This is a genomic window from Streptomyces sp. HM190 (genome assembly GCF_009857135.1).
In the GTDB taxonomy this organism is placed as follows: Bacteria; Actinomycetota; Actinomycetes; order Streptomycetales; family Streptomycetaceae; genus Streptomyces; species Streptomyces heilongjiangensis.
Window position 1 is genome coordinate 4818842 of sequence record NZ_CP047318.1, and the last position, 24084, is coordinate 4842925.

18 protein-coding genes and 1 pseudogene are annotated in these 24084 nt (G+C 71.5%); 13 read left to right on the forward strand and 6 right to left on the reverse strand.

The window, feature by feature from the left end:
- Positions 1 to 10: 10 nt before the first annotated feature.
- The 3 genes from nhaA to GSY65_RS20605 form a co-directional block, all read right to left on the reverse strand.
- On the reverse strand, positions 11 to 1411 hold the full coding sequence (gene nhaA, locus GSY65_RS20595; RefSeq protein WP_159776206.1) for a Na+/H+ antiporter NhaA: 1401 nt from the start codon (positions 1409 to 1411) through the stop codon (positions 11 to 13).
- A gap of 248 nt (positions 1412 to 1659) precedes the next feature.
- Positions 1660 to 3615: an acetate--CoA ligase gene (gene acs / locus GSY65_RS20600; protein WP_159770917.1), complete on the reverse strand. Its 1956-nt coding sequence runs from the start codon at positions 3613 to 3615 to the stop codon at positions 1660 to 1662.
- Positions 3616 to 3785: 170 nt separating this feature from the next.
- Positions 3786 to 6158: a SulP family inorganic anion transporter gene (locus tag GSY65_RS20605; RefSeq protein ID WP_159770920.1), complete on the reverse strand. Its 2373-nt coding sequence runs from the start codon at positions 6156 to 6158 to the stop codon at positions 3786 to 3788.
- 293 nt (positions 6159 to 6451) lie between these two features.
- On the opposite strand from GSY65_RS20605, the gene GSY65_RS20610 reads away from it, so the two are divergent.
- Positions 6452 to 7783, forward strand: coding sequence for a hypothetical protein (locus GSY65_RS20610; protein ID WP_159770923.1), 1332 nt, complete (start codon positions 6452 to 6454; stop codon positions 7781 to 7783).
- 106 nt (positions 7784 to 7889) lie between these two features.
- Here the strand turns inward: GSY65_RS20610 and GSY65_RS20615 are convergent, their stop codons facing one another.
- On the reverse strand, positions 7890 to 8879 hold the full coding sequence (locus GSY65_RS20615; protein ID WP_159770926.1) for an ATP-binding protein: 990 nt from the start codon (positions 8877 to 8879) through the stop codon (positions 7890 to 7892).
- A 100-nt stretch (positions 8880 to 8979) separates the two neighbouring features.
- Between GSY65_RS20615 and GSY65_RS20620 the strand changes: the two genes are divergently transcribed.
- Complete coding sequence (locus GSY65_RS20620) at positions 8980 to 9813, forward strand: oxidoreductase (RefSeq protein WP_159770929.1); 834 nt, start codon at positions 8980 to 8982, stop codon at positions 9811 to 9813.
- Positions 9814 to 10158: 345 nt separating this feature from the next.
- On the opposite strand, the gene GSY65_RS20625 is transcribed toward GSY65_RS20620, so the two are convergent.
- Positions 10159 to 10983 carry an HAD family hydrolase gene (locus GSY65_RS20625; protein ID WP_159770932.1) on the reverse strand — a complete coding sequence of 275 codons (825 nt, stop codon included), beginning with the start codon at positions 10981 to 10983 and terminating at the stop codon, positions 10159 to 10161.
- A 611-nt stretch (positions 10984 to 11594) separates the two neighbouring features.
- Between GSY65_RS20625 and ssd the strand changes: the two genes are divergently transcribed.
- From ssd to GSY65_RS20660, 7 genes and pseudogenes are all read left to right on the forward strand, one after another.
- A complete protein-coding gene (gene ssd, locus GSY65_RS20630; protein WP_159770935.1) occupies positions 11595 to 12689 on the forward strand; it encodes a septum site-determining protein Ssd in 1095 nt (364 codons plus the stop codon).
- A gap of 157 nt (positions 12690 to 12846) precedes the next feature.
- Entirely contained in the window at positions 12847 to 14031 is a 1185-nt protein-coding gene (locus GSY65_RS20635; protein ID WP_236580232.1) for a TadA family conjugal transfer-associated ATPase, read from the forward strand.
- Between the two features lie 46 nt (positions 14032 to 14077).
- On the forward strand, positions 14078 to 14869 hold the full coding sequence (locus GSY65_RS20640) for a type II secretion system F family protein (protein WP_159776207.1): 792 nt from the start codon (positions 14078 to 14080) through the stop codon (positions 14867 to 14869).
- Positions 14866 to 15660: a type II secretion system F family protein gene (locus tag GSY65_RS20645; RefSeq protein WP_159770941.1), complete on the forward strand. Its 795-nt coding sequence runs from the start codon at positions 14866 to 14868 to the stop codon at positions 15658 to 15660. Before GSY65_RS20640 ends, GSY65_RS20645 begins: the two co-directional genes overlap by 4 nt.
- Before the next feature lie 242 nt (positions 15661 to 15902).
- Complete coding sequence (locus GSY65_RS20650; RefSeq protein ID WP_159770944.1) at positions 15903 to 16127, forward strand: DUF4244 domain-containing protein; 225 nt, start codon at positions 15903 to 15905, stop codon at positions 16125 to 16127.
- The gene (locus tag GSY65_RS20655) at positions 16114 to 16503 is read left to right on the forward strand and encodes a TadE family type IV pilus minor pilin (protein WP_159770947.1); all 390 of its coding nucleotides are present in this window, start codon (positions 16114 to 16116) and stop codon (positions 16501 to 16503) included. The genes GSY65_RS20650 and GSY65_RS20655 overlap by 14 nt, the downstream gene beginning before the upstream one ends.
- A gap of 95 nt (positions 16504 to 16598) precedes the next feature.
- A pseudogene (locus GSY65_RS20660) lies at positions 16599 to 16958 on the forward strand (Rv3654c family TadE-like protein); the annotation flags it as partial.
- Positions 16959 to 17113: 155 nt separating this feature from the next.
- On the opposite strand, the gene GSY65_RS20665 reads toward GSY65_RS20660, so the two are convergent.
- Complete coding sequence (locus GSY65_RS20665) at positions 17114 to 19579, reverse strand: DEAD/DEAH box helicase (protein WP_201452611.1); 2466 nt, start codon at positions 19577 to 19579, stop codon at positions 17114 to 17116.
- An 83-nt stretch (positions 19580 to 19662) separates the two neighbouring features.
- Between GSY65_RS20665 and bldG the strand changes: the two genes are divergently transcribed.
- From bldG to GSY65_RS20685, 4 genes are all read left to right on the forward strand, one after another.
- Entirely contained in the window at positions 19663 to 20004 is a 342-nt protein-coding gene (bldG, locus tag GSY65_RS20670; RefSeq protein ID WP_005475923.1) for an anti-sigma factor antagonist BldG, read from the forward strand.
- A 111-nt stretch (positions 20005 to 20115) separates the two neighbouring features.
- A complete protein-coding gene (locus GSY65_RS20675; RefSeq protein WP_159770952.1) occupies positions 20116 to 20550 on the forward strand; it encodes an ATP-binding protein in 435 nt (144 codons plus the stop codon).
- 303 nt (positions 20551 to 20853) lie between these two features.
- Positions 20854 to 23259 (forward strand): sodium-translocating pyrophosphatase, encoded by a 2406-nt coding sequence (locus GSY65_RS20680; protein ID WP_159770955.1) that lies wholly within the window; start codon positions 20854 to 20856, stop codon positions 23257 to 23259.
- A gap of 206 nt (positions 23260 to 23465) precedes the next feature.
- Positions 23466 to 24071, forward strand: coding sequence for a small secreted protein (locus tag GSY65_RS20685; RefSeq protein WP_159770958.1), 606 nt, complete (start codon positions 23466 to 23468; stop codon positions 24069 to 24071).
- Positions 24072 to 24084: the final 13 nt, after the last annotated feature.

Here is a 24084-nt window from a genome sequence, read left to right on the forward strand (position 1 = left end):
TCCTGTCAGATCATGCCGGACCGTCGTCCCGGTCGCCTGCCCCGCCCGCCACTTCGGCAAGCCTGCGGTGCTCGGCGGCCTTGCGTTCGTAGATCTCGGCCATGCGCAGGTGGTACGCCGGGTCGTCCTGTTCGTAGATGTCGGGGATGCCGTCGAGGTCCTCGTCGCGGTGCTCCTCGGCCCACATCGCCTGGTACTTGGCGTTGCGCAGCTTCAACAGGACGGTCGCCAGGAGGGCCGCGATGAGCGACCCCGTGAGCACGGCCGCCTTGACGCCGTCGGTGAGCGCCGGGTCGCCCTCGAAGGCGAGTTCGCCGATGAGCAGCGACACGGTGAAGCCGATCCCGGCGAGGGTGGAGACGGCGAGGACGTCCGGCCAGACCAGGTCCTCGGAGAGCGAGGCCCGGGTGAAACGGGCGGTCAGCCAGGTCCCGCCGAAGATCCCGACCGCCTTGCCGACGACCAGTCCGAGCACCACGCCGAGCGTCTCCGGTTGGGTGAACACCTTCCCCAGCGCTCCGCCCGACACGGTGACTCCCGCACTGAACAGGGCGAACAGCGGCACGGCCAGCCCTGCCGAGAGGGGGCGCACGAGGTGCTCGACGGCCTCGCCGGGGGAGTGCTCCTCTCCTTCGTTCCGGGTGCAGCGCAGCATCAGGCCCATCGCGACACCGGCGATGGTGGCGTGGACGCCGCTGTTGTACATCAGCCCCCAGATGACGACGGCGAGCGGAACGTACACGTACCACCCGCGCACCCCCTTCCTGAGCAGTAGCCAGAAGAGGGCGAGACCCACGAAGGCGCCGCCGAGCGCGGCGAAGTCGAGGCCGTTGGTGAAGAAGATCGCGATGATCAGGATCGCGAAGAGGTCGTCGACGACCGCGAGCGTGAGCAGGAACGCGCGCAGCGCGGAGGGCAGTGAGGTCCCGATGACGGCCAGCACGGCGAGCGCGAACGCGATGTCGGTGGCCGTGGGCACGGCCCAGCCGGCGAGGGATCCGCCGCCGACGTTGGTGAGGGTGTAGACGAGTGCCGGTACGGCCATGCCGCACAGGGCGGCGACCACGGGCAGCACGGCCGCCTTCGGGTCCCGGAGGTCACCGGCGACGAGCTCGCGCTTGAGTTCGATGCCGGCGACGAAGAAGAAGATCGCGAGGAGTCCGTCGGCGGCCCAGTGGGCGACGGAGAGGTTCAGGCCGAGTGCCTCGGGCCCGAAGTGGAAGTCGCTGACGCTCTCGTAACTGTTGTGGAGAGCGGGGACGTTCGCCCAGATCAGCGCGGTGACGGCGGCGAGGAGCAGCAGCACACCGCCGACGGTCTCCGTGCGCAGAGCGTCCGCCACGAAGGTGCGCTCGGGCAGGGAGAGCCGGTCGAGGACCTTCCGGGCGGGGGTGGGGCGGGACGCGGCCACGGCGGGACCTCCGGTCGAGGGCAGGACGGAACACTCGCCGACCAGACTTCCCGGCACACCTGATTGTTTAGTCTACCTAAGGGCACAGCTCGGGGCACCTGGTGCCCCGATCACCGGCTTCTTCCTCAGGACGAACCGCGTCCCACGGCCGTACCGTCGCACGCACATACGGCTTCGTCGGCACTCGACGGGGCGGCGGCCGTCCGGCCGCCGCCTGCGCGTGGGTCCAGCCCTCGACGAGCGCGCTGTCAGTCCTCGCTGGGCGCCGCCGGCAGCTTGGTCTGGATGAGGTCCATGACCGTGGAGTCCGTGAGCGTGGTGACGTCACCGAGCTGACGGTTCTCCGCCACGTCACGCAGCAGTCGCCGCATGATCTTGCCGGAGCGGGTCTTCGGCAGCTCCGCCACCGGCAGGATCCGCTTGGGCTTGGCGATCGGGCCGAGGGTCGCGCCGACGTGGTCGCGCAACTCGCCGACCAGGGTCTCGGTCTCGGCCGCCGTGCCGCGCAGGATGACGAAGGCGACGATGGCCTGACCGGTCGTCTCGTCGGCGGCGCCGACCACGGCCGCCTCCGCGACGGACGGGTGCGAGACGAGCGCCGACTCCACCTCGGTGGTGGAGATGTTGTGGCCGGAGACCAGCATCACGTCGTCGACGCGGCCGAGGAGCCAGATGTCCCCGTCGTCGTCCTTCTTGGCCCCGTCACCGGCGAAGTACTTGCCCTCGAACCGCGACCAGTACGTGTCGAGGAACCGCTGGTCGTCGCCCCAGATGGTGCGCAGCATCGACGGCCACGGCTCGGTGAGCACCAGATAGCCGCCGCCGCCGTCGGGAACCTCGTTCGCCTCGTCGTCGACGACGGTCGCGGAGATGCCCGGCAGGGGCCGCTGTGCGGAGCCCGGCTTGGTCTCGGTGACGCCCGGCAGCGGGGAGATCATCATGGCGCCGGTCTCGGTCTGCCACCAGGTGTCCACGATGGGCGTCCGGTCCGCACCGATGTGCTTGCGGTACCAGATCCACGCCTCGGGGTTGATCGGCTCACCCACCGAGCCCAGCACGCGCAGGCTGCCGAGGTCGAACTTCGCGGGGATGTCGTCGCCCCACTTCATGAACGTACGGATGGCCGTGGGCGCCGTGTACAGGATCGTCACGCCGTACTTCTGCACGATCTCCCAGAAGCGCCCCTGGTGCGGGGTGTCGGGGGTGCCCTCGTACATGACCTGGCTCGCGCCGTTCGCCAGCGGTCCGTAGACGATGTACGAGTGGCCGGTGACCCAGCCGACGTCGGCCGTGCACCAGTACACGTCCGTCTCCGGCTTGAGGTCGAAGACGGCGTGGTGCGTGTACGCCGTCTGGGTGAGGTAGCCGCCGGAGGTGTGCAGGATGCCCTTCGGCTTACCGGTGGTGCCCGACGTGTACAGGATGAACAAGGGGTGTTCGGCCCCGAACGCCTGCGGGGTGTGCTCGGCGGACTGCCGGTCGACGATGTCGTGCCACCACACGTCGCGGCCCTCGGTCCAGGCGACGTCCTGGCCGGTGCGGCGGACGACGAGGACGTGCTCGATGGTGCCCGCCTTGGCGACCGCGTCGTCCACGGCCGGTTTGAGCGCGGAGGGCTTGCCGCGGCGGTAGCCGCCGTCGGCGGTGATGACGACCTTGGCGTCGGCGTCCTGGATGCGGGTCGCGAGCGCGTCCGCGGAGAAGCCGCCGAATACGACGGAGTGCGCGGCGCCGATACGGGCGCACGCGAGCATCGCCACGGCGGTCTCCGGGATCATCGGCATGTAGACGGCGACCCGGTCACCGGCCTGGACGCCCAGTTCGAGCAGGGCGTTCGCCGCCTTGCTCACCTCGTCCTTCAACTCGGCGTAGGTGATGGCCCGGCTGTCCCCGGGCTCGCCCTCGAAGTGGATGGCGACCCGGTCGCCGTGGCCTGCCTCGACATGGCGGTCGACGCAGTTGTACGCGACGTTCAGCTCGCCGTCCTTGAACCACTTGGCGAACGGGGGGTTCGACCAGTCCAGGGTCTCGGTCGGCTCCTTGGCCCAGGTCAGCCGCCGGGCCTGAGCCGCCCAGAAACCGAGCCTGTCAGCCTTGGCCTGTTCGTACGCCTCCGCCGTGACGTTGGCGTGCGCGGCCAGGTCACCGGGCGGCGCGAAACGTCGCTCCTCCTTCAAGAGGTTGGCCAGGCTTTCGTTGCTCACGACATCTCCCTTACGGTGCTTTGTCGGGGCGACCGTTGTGTCCCAGGCCACAGCTCATCAGACCCGGACCACTCGTGACAAGGGCCTTCTCGGGATTGGTTTAGACCTGTGGACGGGTGGCCCCACGGCCGCGGGGCCACCCGTTGTCACGGACCGGCGGGAGAATCGGTTCAGACGCGCGTGTCGTGCAGAACCGCGCCCGCTGCCTGCCCCGCCCCCGTCGTTCCGGCCACCCGGTCGAAGACGCCGCTGTCCGGGGCGTCCTCCTTGAGCAGGTAGGCCTGGGCCTCACCCACGTGGAAGTACATCCCGTGCAGTTCGAGGCTGCCCTCGCGCAGGGCCCGCTCGACGCACTCGTGCGCCCGCAGATGCGTCAACTGCTGGATGACGTTGGTCAGGCACAGATGCTCGACCGCGTCGGCCGGTTCGCGTCCGGCGATGCGTGCCCAGGGGCGGCCCTTGTCGGTGGCGCGCTCCAGGCTGGGCAGACCGTGCCGCAGCCATCGCTTGAGGGGGGTCTGGGAGCCCTGGGGATCGGTGGTGAGCAGGGCCTGCATCGCACCGCAGCCGGAGTGCCCGCAGACGGTGATGGACCGGACCTTCAGCACCTCCACCGCGTACTCGATGGCCGCCGCCACCGAGTCGTCGGCGCTCTCCTCGCCCGGCCTGGGCACCAGATTGCCGACATTGCGCACGACGAAGAGGTCGCCGGGGCCGCTGGAGGTGATCATCGAGGTGACGAGCCGGGAGTCGGCGCAGGTGAGGAAGAGCTGCGAGGGCTGCTGGCCCTCCCGGGCGAGCCGCGCAAGCTCGTGGCGCACCAGGGGAGCGGTGTTGGCCTGGAACACGCTGATGCCGCGCGCGAGTTGATGGCCGCTCGGCTTCTCGGCCGGCTCCTCGGCCGGGCCGCCGGCGGGGCTGGGCGCCGGGGCCGCGCACTGGTGGTTGCGCCATGCCGTCCAGGGCCGGCAGCGGCAGCCGGCCGCGGAGGTGCCCGCGGGTTCGGCGATCCGGGTCCCGGCGCGTCCGGTGATCTCCACGGAGCCCCCGCGCGCGCGGTGGGCGTGCTGCCAGTCCTGGAGGGACTCGTACGCCGCGTGGTCCATGAACGACCCGTCCAGCTCCACCACCGTCTCGGCACCCTGCGGGACCTGGTGCAGGGCGCGGCTGAGCCGGGGCACGGCGAGGAACGTCAACTGTCCCCGGACATGGACGTGGTGGACCCCGTCCTTCTCCTCGTGGGCGATGCGGGTGCGGGTGAGGCGGTGCAGGGCCACGCCGACGGCCACGGCGATGCCGATCGCGACGCCTTCCAGCACCCCGAGGAGGACGACCCCGAGGGTGGTGGCCGCGTAGACGAGCACCTCGCGGTGGCGGGTGACCGTGCGGATGTGGTGCAGGGACACCATCTGGAGCCCGACGGCCATCACCAGCGCGGCGAGCGAGGCGAGGGGGATCAGTTCGAGGGCGGGGACCAGCAACAGCGCGGCCGCCACCACCCAGACGCCGTGCAGCATCGTGGAGTTCCGGCTGACGGCTCCGGCGCGGACGTTGGCCGTGCTGCGGACGGCGACGCCGGCGATGGGCAGGCCCCCGAGGGCGCCGGAGACGACATTGGCCGCGCCCTGACCGCGCAGTTCACGGTCGAGGTCCGAGCGCCGTACGTCGGTCCGGCCCGCCGCCAGCTTGTCCATGGCGACGGCCCCGAGCAGTGACTGCACGCTGCACACCAGGGTCGTGGTGAGGACGGCGGCGACCAGGCCGAGCACGGGGCCCTCGGGCAGTCCGGCCAGGGCGTGGCTGCGCCAGGACGGGAGTTCGACCTTGGGCAGGCTGAGCCCGGCGAGCGCGGCGGCGGCCGTGGCGCCCGCGACGGCGACGAGGGCGGCCGGGACGCTGCGCAGCCGGCGGCCTACGGGGCCGGGGAGCCGGGGCCAGGCGAACAGCAGAGCGAGCGTGAGCGCGCTCATGGAGACGGCGGCGGGATGCAGCTGCGCCAACTGGGCGGGCAGCGCACGGACGTTGTCCAGGACGGCGCTCTGCGGGGTGCCGCCGAGCACGATGTGCAGCTGGGCGACGGCGATGGTGACACCGATGCCGGCGAGCATGCCGTGCACGATCGCGGGGCTCACGGCGAGGGCCGAGCGGGCCACGCGCAGCTGCGCCAGGCCCAGTTGGGCGAGCCCGGCGAGAACGGTGATGGCACAGGTCGTGCGCCAGCCGTACTGGTGGATGAGGTCGGCGGTCACCACGGTCAGACCGGCGGCCGGGCCGCTGACCTGGAGGGGGGAGCCGCCGAGGCGTCCGGCGACGATGCCCCCGACAGCGGCGGCGACGAGACCGGCCTGAAGGGGGGCGCCGGTGGCAAGGGCGATGCCCAGGGACAGGGGGAGGGCGATCAGGAAGACCGCGATGGAGGCGGACACATCGGCGCCCGCGACGCGGAACCGGCGGGGTCCTCCGGGCGGGCTGTGCGGTTGGTGCTCGGACTCCGCCCGTGGCGGGCTGGAGTCGGGGGCGTGGGTGGGGACGCAGGCGGACATGTTCTCCCGTCTCCTCCGGGGCTGCGCGGTCGCGGAACAGGTGGTCCCCCCGCGTGGGCGGGGGGCGGGTCGCGGCCGTGGGTCACGGCGTACAGCGGCGGGATTTCTCAACGCTCAGTAAATGAATCGTAATGCAGAGTAAAGGTCACGCAAGGACATTCAGGTCAAATGGGTGAATGGATCACTCAAGAGGGTGAATCGGTTATTTCTTCGGCTTGTCATATTAGTTTGATCGGCACTCTGTGTGATCTTGGCCCCTCTGCCCCTGAGCAAAGGAAGAAGGTGGGCGGAAGATGGCCGTCACCCAGAGGATCGCCGTCGGCGTGGCACTCGCCGCGACCTGCGCCGCGGCACTCGCCGGCTGTGGCTCCGGCGACACGGGCTCCGCCGGTTCGGCCGGCGCCAACAGCACCGGAAAGGAGGGAGCACAGGGCGCGCGCGGCGGCAAGGAGGCGCCACCCCGAGCGGAGAGGGGCGCTCCGGCCCCGCCCCAGGCCGCGGTGCGGCTCATCGGCGACGGGTCCACCGCGTACACCGGCACGCAGCCGCATCTGCCCAGGCCGGAACGGTTGAAGCCCGGTCAGAAGCCCCCGCAGTTCGTGGTCTTCTCCTGGGACGGCGCCGGCGAGGACAGCCAGCGCCTCTTCTCACACTTCCGCAAGGTGGCCCGCGCCAACAACGCGACCATGACGTACTTCCTGAGCGGTGTGTACATGGTCCCCGAGGAGAAGCGGGACCTCTACCGCCCGCCCCAGCACTCGCCGGGCCGCTCCGACATCGGCTTCAACGACGTCCGCGGAATCAAGGACACCGTGGAGCAGTTGCGTGGTGCCTGGCTGGAGGGCAACGAGATCGGCACCCACTTCAACGGCCACTTCTGCGGCAAGGGCGGCGGGGTCGGTGAGTGGTCGGTGGAGGACTGGAAGAGCGAGATCGCCCAGGCCAAGTCGTTCGTGAAGGCGTGGAAGACCAACACGGGCACCGGCAAGGCAGAACCGCTGCCCTTCGACTACGACAGGGAGCTGATCGGCGCCCGCACTCCTTGCCTGGAAGGCCAGACCAACTTCATGCAGGCCGCCCGCGAACTGGGCTTCCGCTACGACACCAGCGGCGTGCGGGACCAGGTCTGGCCCGCCAAGAAGGACGGCCTGTGGGACCTGTCGATGCAACTGGTCCCGATGCCCGGTCGCGCCTTCGAGACGCTGACCATGGACTACAACTTCTACGTCAACCAGTCCGGTGCCCGCGCGGGATCCGCGGCCAAGCGGCAGTACTGGGGCGACCAGTTCCGCGACGGTCTGCTCGCCGGCTTCGAACGCGCCTACGCGGGCAACCGCGCGCCCCTCATCATCGGCAACCACTTCGAGTCCTGGAACGGTGGCGTCTACATGCGCGCCGTCGAGGAGACCATCGAGACCGTCTGCGGCAAGCCGGACGTGCGCTGCGTCTCCTTCCGGCAGCTCGTCGACTGGCTCGACGCCCAGGACCCGGAGGTCCTGGACAAGCTGCGCACCCTCGGTGTCGGCCGGTCCCCGAAGGAGGGCTGGGACGCCTTCCTCGCGGGCGGACCGGTGCCGGCACCCAAGGGGGTCCCGGGTGCCCCGGCGGACCGGCCGAAGGGGTAGGCAAGGGTAGGCAGGGAGCGGACGAGCCGCCGGAGGTGCGGGCCGCGCCGGACCAGGGTGGGGGGAGCGGTGCGGTGCGGTGCGGGTGAGGCGAGTGCGTCGTGGGTCAGACCGCTGCCGCGAGCTGCTCTCCGAGGACGAAGTCGGGGTCGATCTGTGACGCCAGGTCGATCCCGGTCCGCTCATTGCCCCATCCGCTCGCGTTCTTCAGATGGAAGTGGACCATCTGACGGGTGTAGCGCTCCCAGTCGCGCAGCTCGTACATGGCGTCCGCTGCCTCGTGCAGGGTGTGCAGGGCGTGGCGATTGGGCTCCTCCAGTTGGTCGAAACGGGGCGGGCGCCCCTTCTCCAGGGCGCGCACCCAGTCCGAGTGGCCGACCGCGACCAGCAGGTCCTCGCCGATCTCGCCACGGAGGAAGTCGAGGTCGTCGCTGCTGTCGCCGCCCCGGACCTTGTTGCCGACGACCTTCAGGGCGACGCCGTAGTCGCTGGCGTACTCCTTGTACTGGCGGTAGACGGCGACCCCCCTCCGGGTCGGCTCGGCGACGAGGAACGTCATGTCGAAGCGGGTGAACATGCCGGACGCGAAGGAGTCCGAACCGGCCGTCATGTCGACCACCACGTACTCGTCGCGGCCGTCCACCAGGTGGTTCAGGAACAGCTCCACCGCTCCCGTCTTGGAGTGGTAGCAGGCGACCCCCAGGTCGGAGTCGGTGAAGGGGCCGGTGACCATCAAACGGATGGCCCCGCCGTCGAGTTCCACCGGCCGCGCGCAGGCGTCGTAGATCGGGTTGGGGTCGCAGATCCGCACCAGCCGGGAGCCCTCGCCGGGCGGCGTCGTCTTGATCATCGTCTCGGCGGAGGCGATCCGCGGGTTGGAGCCGCGGAGGTGATTCTTGATCAGTGAGAGCCGCTCTCCCATCGCCGGAAGCGCCGCGGCCTCCGACTCGTCGAGCCCCAGCGCGGCCCCCAGGTGCTGGTTGATGTCCGCATCGATGGCGACGACCGGCGCCCCGGAGGCGGCGAGATGGCGGATGAACAGGGAGGACAGCGTGGTCTTGCCACTTCCGCCCTTCCCGACGAAAGCAATTTTCATGTTCACCAACGGTAGTCGGATGATCGCCAACGGTATGCCGACGGCATGGAAGACCACTCCTTCGAGGGGTCGTACGGCGGAGGCGCGTAGGGTCGTACTCATGAGTACGACAGGTGCGAACGCCGATCCGCTCGCGGCCCTCGCCGAGCTGCCCGGCGTGCCCGAGTCCGTGGAGTCCGTACGCAAGGCCGTGGACCGGGTCTACGGCCACCGTGTGATGCGGCGGCGCAGCAACGCGGTCACCTCCGAGGCCGCCCTGCGCGGCGCGCGCGGGTCGGCCGCGCTGTCCGGCGCCGACTGGGCGCTCGAAGAGGTGCGACGACGCAGCGACTTCAGCGGGCAGGGGGGCGACGACGAGGCGCGCACCGTCGGCGCCGCCTTGCGCCTGACCGCCGAGGTCGGCCAACTGCTGTCCATCTGGCGGCAGTCACCCCTGCGGGTGCTGGCCCGGCTGCACCTGGTGGCGGCCGGTGAGGACGACGCGCGCGTGGGGCGTCCCCGTCAGGACGGCGAACCCGTCGACGAACCCCTCGTGGAGCTGCCGTTGCCGAGCGCGGCGGAGGTCTCCGGCCGTCTCGACGGCCTCGCCGAGCTGATCATCCGGGGCAGCGCTGCGCCCGCCCTGGTCACGGCCGCCGTCGTGCACGGCGAGTTGGTCGCCGTGCGGCCCTTCGGCTTCCACAACGGTCTCGTCGCGCGGGCCGCCGAGCGGAGCGTCCTGGTCGGCAGCGGCCTCGACCCCAAGTCGGTCTGCCCGGCGGAGGTCGGTCACGCGGAACTCGGCCGTGCCGCCTACCTCGCCGCCCTGGACGGCTATGTCTCCGGTACCCCGGAGGGAATGGCCGCCTGGATCGCCCACTGCGGAAGGGCGGTCGAACTGGGTGCGCGCGAGTCGACGGCGGTGTGTGAGGCGCTGCAGCGCGGAGCGGCGTAGAAACAGCCGGAAATAAGGTGCGGCGGTACGAGAATTCGTACCGCCGCTGGCATGTCCACCGGGTTACCAAGCGTCCTCGATATGTGCCCATCAGGTCGGGAGCTTGTGCCCGTCACCTGGTGCGGCTGGCCCGTAATCGACGGGTCGACGTCGCGTGGGTGCCCAGTGTTCATGCTCGGTCCGTGGGGCCAAATGAGTTGTAAAAGGTGATCCTCTCGGAGGTCCTTTGGTCTCGCGGGCCTTGAAACCTTTTTACTCCAGGACCGAAGCGAGCGGAACCCCTCGCCGTCCTTCTTTACCCCGGCCTTCGAAGAGGGTGAATCGGCGCTGGTCGTCCGGCGTCGGTCAGGCGGTCGCCACCCGCCGCCGGCTCGCGTACCAGACGAGCCCCGCGGTGGCCGCCGCTGCTCCTATGGCGGCCGCCGCGAGGAGTGCGGGCCGGGGCCGGACGGCGAGCCGCTGCTTCAGCCGCACCGGGCGGTGGAAGTCCAGAATCGGCCACCCGCGCGCGAGGGCCTCCCTGCGGAGCGTCCGGTCCGGGTTGACGGCGTGCGGGTGCCCCACGGCCTCCAGCATCGGCAGGTCCGTCGCCGAGTCGCTGTACGCGTAGCAGTGCGCCAGGTCGTACTCCTCGGACTCGGCCAGCTCCCGGATCGCCTCCGCCTTGGTCGGGCCGTACGCGTAGTACTCCACCTCACCGGTGAAGCACCCGTCGTCGCCGACGACCATCCGGGTCGCCACCACACGGTCCGCGCCCAGTAGCTCGCCGATCGGTTCGACGACCTCGGCACCGGACGTGGAGACGATCACGACGTCCCGCCCGGCGGTGTGATGCTCCTCGATGAGGGAGGCCGCCTCGTCGTAGATGATCGGGTCGATCAGGTCGTGAAGGGTCTCGGCGACTATGTCCTTCACTTGTTGGACGTTCCAGCCCCGGCACAGCGCGGAGAGATACTTCCGCATCCGCTCCATCTGGTCGTGGTCGGCGCCGCCCGCGAGGAACACGAACTGGGTGTAGGCCGTCCGCAGGGCGGCCCTGCGGTTGATCAGGCCGCCTTGGTAGAACGACTTGCTGAACGTGAGCGTGCTCGACTTCGCAATGACCGTCTTGTCCAGGTCAAAGAAGGCCGCTGTGCGGGGCAAGGAGTGGTTTTCCACGAGGCTGAGCATATGCGCCCGCCATTCGGGCTAGTGTGGGGCGCGTGGGTTTGCCTGAGAAGGCTCTCGGGTACACCATGGAAGTCACGGATCGTTCGCGACCGTGCTAACCCGGCCCGACTCCTCCCCCCCCGAGTCGGCCGTGGGGACGACCCCCGCTCTCCCCCCCGGCGGGGGTCGTCGCATGTCCGGATACCTTTTCCCCTCCCCGCTCCCGCCCACGAGGTCGTCCCGTGCCCTCGTGGGCGTTTCTCTGCCCTCCCACAGGAATCGTCACGTTGGGTAGCCGTCGTGCTGCGCTGCGGAGGTCGTGCGGCCATCGCCTGTACGGGTGACGGCGATATTCACAACCCTCGGGCCGTCCACAGTTTTCGACCAAGATCCACACCATTTCCGGGATCGCTGCACCGTGATTCCAGCGCGTCCCGACGGCGGCGAGTTCCTGGCCGGTTCGGTTTCTCGGGCGTCTTCGGCCGGTTGCCTCCGACCGCCCATTCGGCGGCGGGCGGCCGGCACCTCACACAGGACTTGAACACGGGCGTCCGGGACACGGGCGGGGTCGGCGAGCACCGAGCCGCCGCCTCGCACACCGGTCCGGGGCGCGGCGAAGGGGGCTGGAGATCATGGCGGGAGCCATCACCGACGACCGGCGGCCGACCGGCGAGGGGCGGCAGGGCAGGCCGCTGATCCTCACCGAGGACGTGGACCTCCTGGACGACCTGCTGCGCCTGTGCGCGGCCGCCGGCGCCAGACCGGAGGTCCACCACGGCGTGCCGGAGGGCCGGGGTCACTGGGAGGCGGCACCGCTCGTACTCGTCGGCGACGACGCGGCGCGGCGACTGCGCGGGGCCGTCCGCCGGCGCGGCGTCGTGCTCATCGGGAAGGACCAGGACGACTCCGGGGTCTGGCAGCGTGCCGTCCAGATCGGCGCGGACCACGTGCTGATGCTGCCCGACGGCGAGCAATGGCTCGTCGATCGCATCGCCGACGTCGCCGAAGGGGTCGGCAGGCCCGCGCTCACCGTCGGTGTGATCGGCGGACGGGGCGGCGCCGGGGCGTCCACCCTCGCCTGCGCGCTCGCCGTGACCTCGGCGCGCCAGGGCAGGCGCACACTCCTCGTGGACGCCGACCCGCTGGGCGGCGGGCTCGACGTGCTCCTCGGCGGCGAGAACGCCGAAGGGCTCCGCTGGCCCGCGTTCGCCGCCTCGCGCGGCAGGGTCGGCGGCGGCGCACTGGAGGAGTCCCTTCCCGAACTGCACTCGCTGCGGGTCCTCAGCTGGGACCGGGGCGACGCCGTCGCCATCCCGCCGCAGGCCGTGCGCGCGGTCCTCGCCGCCGGCCGGCGGCGAGGCGGGGCGGTCGTCGTCGACCTGCCGCGCCGCGTCGACGAAGGCGTCGCCGAGGCCGTCGCCCAGATCGACATCGGCCTGCTGGTGGTCCCCGCCGAACTGCGCGCCGTCGCGGCCGCCTCCCGGGTCGCCTCGGCCTTCGGCATGGTCCTGCGCGACCTGCGCGTGGCGGTCCGGGGCCCGTACGCGCCGGGCCTCGACGACCAGGACATCGCCCGCCTCCTCGGCCTGCCGCTCGTCGGCGAGATTCCCACCGAGCAGGACCTCCGTGACGCCGCCCAACCACCGGGAGGCATCCCCCGCGGCCCGCTGGCCCGCTTCTGCGCCGGCTTCTGGGAGCGGGTGGCCGTCGGGGGTGAGGCGGCGTGAACGGGCGAGCGGTGGGCGCTGGGCGGGCGGTGGGCGCCGGGCGTCCTGTGGCGGCCGTGGGATGCGCCATGGGGAACGTGGGACGGCGGTGCCAGGCACCAGGTCTGCGGCTCGGGTGCGGGGCGATGTGGAGCGGAGGTGGGGGCGGGTGAGCGGGATGCTCGACGACGGGCTTCTGGACGGTGTGCGGCAGTGGCTCGTCGAGAGCGGTGCCGAGCCGACACCGGCCCGGGTGGCTCAGGCACTGCGGGAGCGGGGCCGGGTGCTCGGGGACACCGAGGTGCTCGGGGCGGCCGAGCGGTTGCGCTCGGAACTGGTGGGCAGTGGACCGCTGGAGCCGCTGCTCGCCGACCCGTCGGTCACCGACGTGCTGGTGTCGGCGCCCGACCGGGTGTGGGTGGACCGTGGAGGCGGCCTGGAGCTGACCGGGATCTCCTTCCCGGACGCGGCGGCGGTCCGGCGGCTCGCGCAGCGCCTGGCGGCCGTCGCGGGACGGCGCCTCGACGACGCCAGGCCTTGGGTCGACGCGCGGCTCCCCGACGGCACCCGTCTTCACGCCGTGCTGCCACCGGTCGCGGTGGGCTCCACCTGCCTGTCCCTGCGGGTCGTCCGGCCCCGGGCGTTCACGCTCGACGAACTGAGGGCGGCGGGCACGGTGCCGCCGGGCGGCGACCGGGTGCTGCGGGCACTGATCCGCTCCCGGCTGTCGTACGTCATCAGTGGCGGTACGGGCACCGGGAAGACGACCCTGCTGAGCGCGCTCCTCGGCCTGGTCGACCCGGGTGAGCGGATCGTGCTCGCCGAGGACTCGGCGGAGCTGCGGCCCGACCATCCGCACGTGGTGCGGCTGGAGGGCAGACCGGCCAACCAGGAGGGCGCCGGCCTCGTCGAACTCCAGGACCTGGTGCGGCAGGCGCTGCGGATGCGCCCGGACCGGCTGGTCGTCGGCGAGGTCCGAGGCTCTGAGGTGGTCAGCCTGCTGGCCGCTTTGAACACGGGTCACGAGGGAGGCTGCGGCACCCTGCACGCCAACGCGGCCGCGCAGGTACCGGCCCGGCTGGAGGCGCTCGGGACGGCCGCCGGGCTCGACCGGGCCGCGCTGCACAGCCAGTTGGCGGCCGCGCTGTCGGTGGTCCTTCACCTGGTGCGGGACCGGAACGGGCGGCGCCGGATCGCCGAGGTCCATGTGCTGGAGCGCGCCGCGTCGGGGCTGGTCGTCACGGTGCCGGCCCTTCGATGGGGCGCGGAGGCGTTCGTGTACGAGCGGGGCTGGGAGCGGCTGCGGGCACTGCTCCGGGGCGAACTGCGGGAAGGGAGTGGGTCCTTTGACGGGGGTCGATGAGGCGTCGGCCGGCGTGGCCCTGGTGTGTGCCGGGGCGGCGGCCTGGATGGTGGGTGATGGCCGGGACGGTGCCGCTCGACGGGCCCGGTCGTTGCTGGCCGGGGGCGGGGCGAGCGGACCGCCGCCCTGGCAGAGGGCGGTCGGCCGGGTGCGGCGGCTCGGGTTCGAGTGGTGGGCGCTGGTGGCGGGGTCGCTTCTCGCGGTGCTGGGGGCTTCCATGCTGCCGGTCCTCGCCGGTGCGGCCGGGGTGCCGCTGCTACGGCGGGTACGGCGGGCGGCGCAGGAGCGCCGGGCCCGCGAACGGCGCGGTGACGCCGTGGTCGCGCTGTGCGCGGCGCTCGCCGGGGAGGTGCGGGCCGGGCGGCAGCCGGGAGAGGCATTGTTGCGGGCCGCACGGGACTCCGGAGGCCTGGGCGAGGTGCAGGCGTTGGTGCTGGCGGCGGCCCGGTTCGGCGGGGACGTGCCGGGCGCGCTCGCCGACGCGGCGCGCCAACCCGGTGCCGACGGACTGCTGGGGCTCGCCGCGTGCTGGCGGGTCGCCGTGGACCGGGGCGCGGGCCTCGCCGCCGGGCTCGACCGCCTGGAGGGCGCCCTGCGCGCCGAACGGGACCAGCGGGCGGACCTGCGGGCCCAGTTGGCCGGCTCGCGGTCGACGGCGGTGATGCTCGCCGGGCTCCCGGTGCTGGGCCTGTTGCTGGGCACCGCCCTCGGCGCCGATCCGCTGCACGTGGTGCTGCACAGCGCGGCCGGGTTGGGCTGCCTGGTGGTCGGCGTGGTGCTGGAGGGCGTCGGCCTGTGGTGGGCGCTGCGGATCGTACGGGGAGCGGAGGCGGCGTGAACGAGGAAGTCGTCCACAGGCTGGGGGTGGCCCTGTGCGTTCTCGTGGGCCTGTGGTGGCCGACCCGGTGGCTGGCCGTCGCACGGCGCCGACGGCGTCTCCTCGCCCGGCTGGACGCGGTCCTGGCCCGGTCGGCCGCACCGCCTCGACGGCCTCTCGTCCTGCGGGGTGCCATGCGGCGCTGGTCGCCGGTCGCCGGCGGGGTGTGCGCCGGGTGGGTGCTGATCGGGGGCCTCCCGGGGCTGGCGCTGGGGCTCGCCGCCGGTACGGGGGTCTGGCAGTGGCTACGCCGGACCCGGACGACGGACGGCCGGTCGGCGGAGGCGGTCGACACGGCGGAGGCCGCACGGCAACTGCCCCTCACAGCGGACTTGCTGGCCGCCTGTATCGCGGCCGGGGCGAGCCCTGTCGTTGCCGCGCAGGCCGTAGGTGAGGCGCTGGGCGGACCGGTGGGTGAGCGGCTGGCCAGGGGGGCCGCAGAGGCTCGCCTCGGGGGCGAACCGGCGGACGCGTGGCGTGCGTTGGCCGCCCTCCCGGGGGCCGGTCCGCTGGCCCGCCTCCTGGAGCGGGCCGACCAGACCGGCGTACCGGCCGCAGACCCGGTCGCCCGCCTCGCCGCCGAGGCCCGCGCCGACTGGGGGCGCGCCGCGACGGAACGGGCCCGCCGGGCCGCCGTGATGGTCACCGCCCCGGTTGGCCTGTGCTTCCTGCCCGCGTTCATCGCGGTGGGAGTGCTGCCTGTGGTGATCGGCCTGGCGGACGGGCTGTTGGGAGGAGGTGGTGAGGGGTGAGAGGCGAGGGGTGAGGGCGGGGAGCGAGCGAGCGGCGCGACGACATCGGCGGGCGATTGACCGGTGACCGATGCCCGGCCGCCGGCGGCCACGGCGAGCAGTGACTGATGCCCTACGACTGGCGATCAGCGGCCGATGGCCGATGGCCGATGGGCGATGGGCGATGGCCGAAGAGCCAGTGATGCACGAACGAGCGACTACGAACCGAACGAGCAACGGAACAGAACCTCACGGGGGTTGAGATGTACAAGGCAGTGCGGGATGCGATGCGGGTCCGGCTGATGGGCGCCCTGATGCGTCGGGTGCGAGCGGCACGCAGGGACGCCGGGATGGTGACCTCCGAGTACGCCGTCGGCATCATCGCGGCGGTGGCCTTCGCCGCGGTGCTCTACAAGGTGGTGACCAGCGGGCAGGTCCAGGCGGAGCTGCAGGAGATCGTCGGGCGGGCCCTCAGTGGCGGGGAGTGAGCCCCGGCGGCGCGGTGGGGCCCTGGGGGGCGACCAAGGGTTCGTGACGGCCGAGGCGGCCATGGCGCTGCCCGTGCTGGTGCTGTTCGCGATGGCCCTGGTGTGGGCCCTGCTCGCGGCCTGCGCCCAGATCCAGTGTGTGGACGCGGCGAGGGCCGGGGCCCGTGCCGCCGCCCGCCAGGATCCGCCGGGCGCGGTCGCGGACGTGGCCCGGCGCGCGGCGCCCGACGGGGCGCGGGTCAGCGTGGGCCGGGACGGCGACCACGTCCGTGTCGAGGTGTCGGCCCGCTCGCCGGGCCCCGGCGGCCTGGGCCTGGACCTGAGCCACACGGCCGTGGCCCTCGCGGAGGAGACGGTGGGGGTGGCGAGCCGATGAGAATGTCGTCGACCGCCCGGCCGGCCGCCTCTTCTCTGGTCCGCTCGGCCGGGTCCTCGGCCACCCGCTCGACCGCGTCGCCGACCGCGTCTTCGATCGCGCCCTCGAACGTCCGCTCGGACCGCGGCTCAGCGACCGTCTGGGTCGTCGGTGCGCTGTTCGTGCTGTGCGTGGTCTTCGGTGCCGTGCACGCCATGGGCCAGGCAGTGGTGATCCGGCACCGTGCGGCCGGCGCGGCGGATCTCGCGGCCCTGGCCGCCGCCGACCACTGGATGAAAGGTGGTGAGGGCGCCTGCGTGACGGCCGAGAGGGTGGCTCGGGCGCAAGGCGGCCGCATCGTGAGCTGCGAGGTGGAGGGGGAGATCTCGGACGTCACTGCGGCGTCGGGCACCGGCCTGCTGAGCGCCGAGGCCAGGGCGCGAGCGGGGCCGCCGCCGGCGGCCCCCGGCCAGGGCCCCGCAGGGGCACGCGCCGAGGAACGCGGGGGAGCGCGGCCCGAGCCTGAGCCACCCGCCCTCCTGCGCGGACCCACCTTCCTGCGTCGCCCCGGCGTGGCTACGTGGCTCCGGCCACCTGCGTCGCTCCGGCCTGGCTACGTGGCTCCGACCTCCTACGTCGCCCCGCCCTCCCCCGGAGCCCCCTTCAGCAGTTCCGTGAGGAGGCGTACAGCGCCTCGCTTGTGCAAGGGGTCGTTGCCGTTGCCGCACTTGGGGGACTGGATGCAGGACGGGCACCCGGCGTCGCACTCGCACGCGGCGATGGCCTGGCGGGTGGCGTCGAGCCAGGACGCGGCCGTGTGGAAGGCGCGCTCGGCGAAGCCCGCGCCGCCCGGGTGGCCGTCGTATACGAAGACCGTCGGCAGCAGGGTGTCGGGGTGGAGCGGCACGGAGACGCCGCCGATGTCCCATCGGTCGCAGGTGGCGAAGAGCGGCAGCATGCCGATCGACGCGTGCTCGGCGGCGTGCAGGGCGCCGCCGAGGATCTCGGGGTTGATGCGGGCCGCGTCGAGCTGGTCCTCGGTGACGGTCCACCAGACGGCACGGGTGCGCAGCGTACGAGGAGGGAGATCGAGTTTGGTCTCGCCGAGGACCTCGCCGGTGATGAGCCGGCGCCTCAGGAAGGAGACGACCTGGTTGGTGACCTCGACGGAGCCGTAGCAGAGGCGGCCGTCGCCCCAGGGGATCTCGGTGTCCGTATCCAGCACGGAGATGGAGGTCGTGTCGCGGGCGACCGTCGAGTAGGGCGGCTCGGCCTGCTCGACGAGGGCGACGGAGTCGTCCAGGTCCAGTTCGCGCACCAGGTACGTACGGCCCTGGTGCAGATGAACCGCGCCCTCGTGGACGGTGGTGTGGGCGGCGCCCGCGTCGACCGTGCCCAGGAGGCGGCCGGTGGCGGCCTCGACGACCTGGACGGGGCGGCCGCCCTGGCCCCGGAGGTCGGCGAGGTCGGCGGCCCGTTCCCGGCGGGTCCAGTGCCAGGCCTTGGTGCGGCGGCGCAGCAGCTGCGCGACCTCCAGCTGCGGCAGCAACTCCTCGCAGGCGGGGCCGAACAGCGCGAAGTCCTCCTCCGTCAGCGGCAGCTCGGCGGCGGCCGCGCACAGGTGGGGGGCGAGCACGTAGGGGTTGTCGGGGTCGAGGACGGTCGACTCCACCGGTTGGTCGAACAGGGCCTCGGGATGGTGGACGAGGAAGGTGTCCAGCGGGTCGTCGCGGGCCACGAGGACGGCGAGGGCGCCCTCGCCGGAGCGTCCGGCGCGGCCCGCCTGCTGCCACAGGGAGGCGCGGGTGCCCGGGTAGCCGGCGATGAGGACGGCGTCGAGGCCGGAGACGTCGACGCCGAGTTCGAGGGCGGTGGTGGCGGCGAGGCCGAGGAGTTCGCCGGAGTGGAGGGCGCGTTCCAGGGCGCGCCGTTCCTCGGGGAGGTAGCCGCCGCGGTAGGCGGCCACGCGCCGGGCCAGGGAGCGGTCGACCTCGGCGAGGCGTTCCTGGGCGATCACGGAGATCAGCTCGGCGCCGCGCCGGGAGCGTACGAAGGCGACCGAGCGGATCCCCTGGACGGTGAGGTCGGTGAGCAGGTCGGCCGTCTCGGCGGTCGCGGTACGCCGAACGGGGGCGCCCTTCTCGCCCTGGAACTCGGTGAGCGGGGGCTCCCATAGGGCGAACACCAGTTCACCGCGGGGCGAGGCGTCGTCGGCGACCTCGGTCACCCGGACGCCGGTGAGGCGTCCTGCGGCGACGGAGGGCTCGGCGGCGGTGGCGGAGGCCAGCAGGAAGACGGGCTCGGCGCCGTAGCGGGCGCACAGGCGGCGCAGGCGGCGCAGCACCTGGGCGACGTGGGAGCCGAAGACGCCGCGGTAGGTGTGGCACTCGTCGATCACCACGTACCTGAGGGCGCGCAGGAAGGAGGACCAGCGGGGGTGGGACGGGAGGATGCCCAGGTGGAGCATGTCGGGGTTGGTGAGGACGTAGTTGGCGTACTGGCGGATCCACTCGCGTTCCTCGACGGGGGTGTCGCCGTCGTACACGGCCGGGCGTACGGCGTTGCCCAGAGGATGTGAAAGTTCCTTCACCGACCGGCACTGGTCCGCCGCGAGGGCCTTGGTGGGGGCCAGGTAGAGAGCGGTGGCCCCGCGGCCGTTGGGGGCCTCGGAGCCGTCCAGCAGACGCGACAGCACCGGCACGAGGTAGGCCAGGGACTTGCCGGAGGCGGTGCCGGTGGCGACGACCACCGACTCGCCGTCGAGGGCGTGCTCGGCGACCCTTGCCTGGTGGGCCCAGGGATGTTCGATTCCGGCGTGCTGGACGGCGGCGATGACCTCGGCGCGGATCCGGTCCGGCCAGACGGCATGGCGACCCGCACGCGGGGGCACATGCTCCGTATGAGTGATGCGCGAGGACCGGCTCGGGCCCGAGGCGAGCCGGTCCAGGACCTCGCCCGGCGAGGGGCTGGGTGCGGTGTCCGTCGGGGATCGATCGGATCGGTGATTCTTGGCCATCGGTACCGAGTGTGTCACCGGCGTGACGGACAATGGAGCCAAGGCGTCGTGCACGCCTGCCGGTAAGTGATTGAATGCCATCGCGGCTGGCGAACCGTCCCGGGGGCTTTCAAGCCGAGGTGTCCCGAGGGGCGAACGCTCGATAGCAAGGTGCTGGAGGATCCGTGGACCTGTCCCTGTCGACCCGTACCGTCGGCGATCGTACGGTCGTCGAGGTCGGTGGCGAAATCGACGTTTATACCGCGCCCAAGCTGCGTGAGCAGCTGGTCGAGCTGGTCAACGACGGGAGTTTCCACCTCGTCGTCGACATGGAGGGCGTCGACTTCCTCGACTCCACCGGGCTCGGCGTGCTGGTGGGCGGACTGAAGCGCGTACGGGCCCATGAGGGCTCGCTGCGCCTGGTCTGCAACCAGGAGCGCATTTTGAAGATCTTCCGCATCACCGGTCTGACCAAGGTGTTCCCCATTCACACCTCGGTCGACGAAGCGGTTGCGGCCACCGACTGATGACGCCCGTCCGGGCCCCGCGCCCGGAAGCGCCACAGACAAGTCAAGTGAGGGGACCGGGCCCGAGGGCCCGGCCCTTCGACCGCACGCCCGTAGTTCCGAGGGGGATGCATGGCCACCGTTGAACTCCGCTTCAGCGCGCTGCCCGAGCACGTCCGAACCGCCCGACTGGTGGCGGCAGCGGTGGCGCGCAGGGCCGGAGTGGACGAGGCCGTCCTCGACGAGGTCAGGCTGGCCGTCGGCGAGGCGTGCACGCGTGCCGTCGGGCTGCACCGGAGCAGCGGCGTCTCCGCGCCGGTGCACGTGTCGCTGATCGAGGAGGAGAAGCAGTTCTCCATCGAGGTCGGCGACGAGGCGCCCCACACCGTCCCCGGTGGCAGGGCGTCGGGTGGCGGCGGCGAGGTGGAGGCGGACAGCGAGGAGGACGACATGGGCCTCGCGGTCATCAGCGGCCTCGTCGACGACATGGAGGTCAGCACCGGGGAGAACGGCGGACTGATCCGTATGAGCTGGCCGACCACGCCGCCCACCGCGGTGCTGACCTGACTCCTCCCACGTCCGAGCATGAACCCGAAGGGCCCTGCTGAGCAGGGCCCTTTCCTTTTCTTCTGATCAACGTTCATCGGGACACCGGAATTCGTGAAGTAATTCACGATCAATGGCGCGATAATTCGATCAAGCGTCAATGCCTTTGGGGCGTTACTTCTTTCGAGTAACGTGGTCGGGTGCGGATCATTTGCTGATGGGCGCGCGAAGGCTAATTCCGTTTACCGTGCACTGTTTTGATCAGGGTCCGCTCCCTACAATCCGTCCACATCTTGAGCTCAGCCCAAGCGTCAAGGAGGACGAATGGCGGGGCTTTCTACCCCTCAGCGGTTTGACCACCCCACGAACTTCGCAGCCGCAGTGCTGACCGACGACAACCGGATCATCGTCATGGTGATCGGGGTCGTGGCGCTGGCCGCGCTCGTCGTCGCCGGAGTCCTGGTGCGCCAGGTGCTCGCGGCGGGCGAGGGCACCGACAGCATGAAGAAGATCGCGGCTGCCGTACAGGAAGGCGCGAACGCCTATCTGGCCCGGCAGTTGCGTACGCTCGGCGTTTTCGCCGTCGTCGTGTTCTTCCTGCTCATGCTGCTGCCCGCGGACGACTGGAATCAGCGCGCCGGCCGATCGGTATTCTTCTTGATCGGTGCGGCGTTCTCGGCGGCCACGGGCTATATCGGCATGTGGCTCGCCGTGCGCAGCAATGTGCGCGTCGCGGCGGCGGCCCGGGAGGCGACACCGGCGGAAGGTGAGCCGGAAAAGGATCTCACCACGGTTTCGCACAAGGCGATGAGGATCGCATTTCGCACGGGCGGCGTCGTCGGCATGTTCACGGTGGGGCTCGGCCTGCTGGGCGCCTCCTGTGTGGTGCTGGTGTACGCGGCCGACGCGCCGAAGGTGCTGGAAGGTTTCGGCCTGGGCGCCGCTCTCATCGCCATGTTCATGCGGGTCGGCGGCGGCATCTTCACCAAGGCCGCCGACGTCGGCGCCGACCTGGTCGGCAAGGTCGAGCAGGGCATTCCGGAGGACGACCCGCGCAATGCCGCGACCATCGCCGACAACGTGGGCGACAACGTCGGCGACTGCGCGGGCATGGCGGCCGACCTCTTCGAGTCGTACGCGGTGACGCTCGTCGCCGCGCTGATCCTCGGCAAGGCGGCTTTCGGCGACTCCGGACTCGCCTTCCCGCTGATCGTCCCCGCGATCGGCGTCCTCACCGCGATGGTCGGCATCTTCGCGGTGGCGCCACGCCGCAACGACCGCAGCGGCATGTCCGCGATCAACCGCGGCTTCTTCATCTCCGCGGTGATCTCGCTGGCCCTGGTGGCCGTCGCCGTCTACGCCTACCTGCCGTCGACGTACGCCGGCCTGGACGGAGTCGGCGACCAGGCGATCCTCGACAAGGGCGGCGACCCGCGGATCCTCGCGCTCGTCGCTGTGGCCATCGGTATCGTGCTGGCCGCGCTGATCCAGCAGTTGACCGGCTACTTCACCGAGACGACCCGGCGTCCCGTGCGGGACATCGGCAAGACCTCGCTCACCGGCCCCGCGACCGTCATCCTCGCCGGCATCTCCGTCGGCCTGGAATCGGCCGTCTACACCGCCCTGCTGATCGGGCTCGGCGTGTACGGGGCGTTCCTGCTCGGCGGCACGTCGATCACGCTCGCGCTGTTCGCGGTGGCGCTCGCCGGCACCGGCCTGCTCACCACGGTCGGCGTCATCGTCGCCATGGACACCTTCGGACCCGTCTCCGACAACGCCCAGGGCATCGCCGAGATGTCGGGCGACGTCGAGGGCGCGGGCGCGCAGGTGCTCACCGACCTGGACGCCGTCGGCAACACCACCAAGGCCATCACCAAGGGCATCGCCATCGCCACGGCCGTCCTCGCGGCGGCGGCGCTGTTCGGCTCGTACCGCGACGCGATCGTCACCGCGGCGAACGACGTGGGCGAGAAGGTGTCCGGCGCCGGCGCGCCCATGAACCTGATGATGGACATCTCCCAGCCCAACAACCTCGTCGGGCTGATCGCGGGCGCCGCGGTCGTCTTCCTCTTCTCCGGACTGGCCATCAACGCGGTCTCGCGGTCCGCGGGCGCGGTGGTCTACGAGGTGCGGCGGCAGTTCCGGGAGAAGCCCGGGATCATGGACTACAGCGAGAAGCCCGAGTACGGCAGGGTCGTCGACATCTGCACCAAGGACGCCCTCAGGGAACTCGCCACGCCCGGTCTGCTCGCCGTCCTGGCACCCATCGCGATCGGGTTCACGCTCGGGGTCGGCGCGCTGGGCGCGTATCTCGCCGGTGCGATCGGCACCGGGACGCTGATGGCGGTGTTCCTCGCCAACTCCGGTGGCGCGTGGGACAACGCCAAGAAGCTCGTCGAGGACGGCCACCACGGCGGCAAGGGCAGCGAGGCCCACGCCGCGACCGTCATCGGCGACACCGTCGGCGATCCCTTCAAGGACACCGCGGGCCCGGCGATCAACCCGCTGCTGAAGGTGATGAACCTGGTCGCGCTGCTCATCGCTCCCGCCGTCGTCCAGTTCAGCTACGGCGACGACAAGAGCGTCGGGCTGCGGGTCACCATCGCCGTCCTCTCGGTCGCCGTGATCGTCGGCGCGGTGTACGTGTCCAAGCGGCGCGGGATCGCGATGGGTGACGAAGACAACTCCGAGCGGCTGGCCAAGTCGGCGGACCCCGCGGTGGTTTCGTAGACGGCCATACGACGGGTGGGGCGAGGCCCCAGCTCAAAGGGCGGGCGGACGGTGCGTGTTGATGCGTCGGCCGCCCGCTCCGCTGTGTACGGCGCCGGTCCGTGAGCCTTCTCTCTCTTGGTGCAAATGGTTACAAAATGATAGATAGAGGGGGCTCGGCACGCAGGTGACTCCCGTCCTCCGTGTATGTTCCGGGGCCGAGAGCCATGGAAGGGACCGATCCGGTGAACAAGAAGCTCGCGGCCGCACTGTCCGGCGGTGCGGTACTGGCACTGGCGCTGTCCGGGTGCAGCAGCGGCGACGAGACGAACGACAAGCTGAACTCCTGGGCCAAGCAGGTCTGCGACGACGTCCAGCCACAGATCAAGAAGATCGCGGCGGCCAACGCCTCGATCCAGAAGGAGACCTCGGACGACAGCACGCCGGCCGACGTCCAGAAGGCCGACTCCCAGGGCTTCCAGGACATCTCCGACGCCTACAAGGCCATGGCGACGGCCATCCAGCAGGCCGGTGCGCCGAACGTCGAGGACGGCGAGAAGAAGCAGAAGGCCGCGGTCGCGGAGCTGAACCAGCTGTCGACCGCCTACGCCGAGCTGAAGAAGAAGTCCGACGCGCTGAACACGAAGGACCAGGCGAAGTTCGCCGACGGGCTCGAAGGCGTCGCCACCGAGCTGGAGAAGCTCAGCAAGACCGGCAGCAACGCCCTGAAGGAGCTGGAGAAGGGCGAGGTGGGCCAGGCCATGGCCGAGCAGCCGAGCTGCAAGTCCGCGACCTCGTCCGTCTCGGTCTCGGCGGGAGCCACCCAGAGCTGACGCCACCGACGTC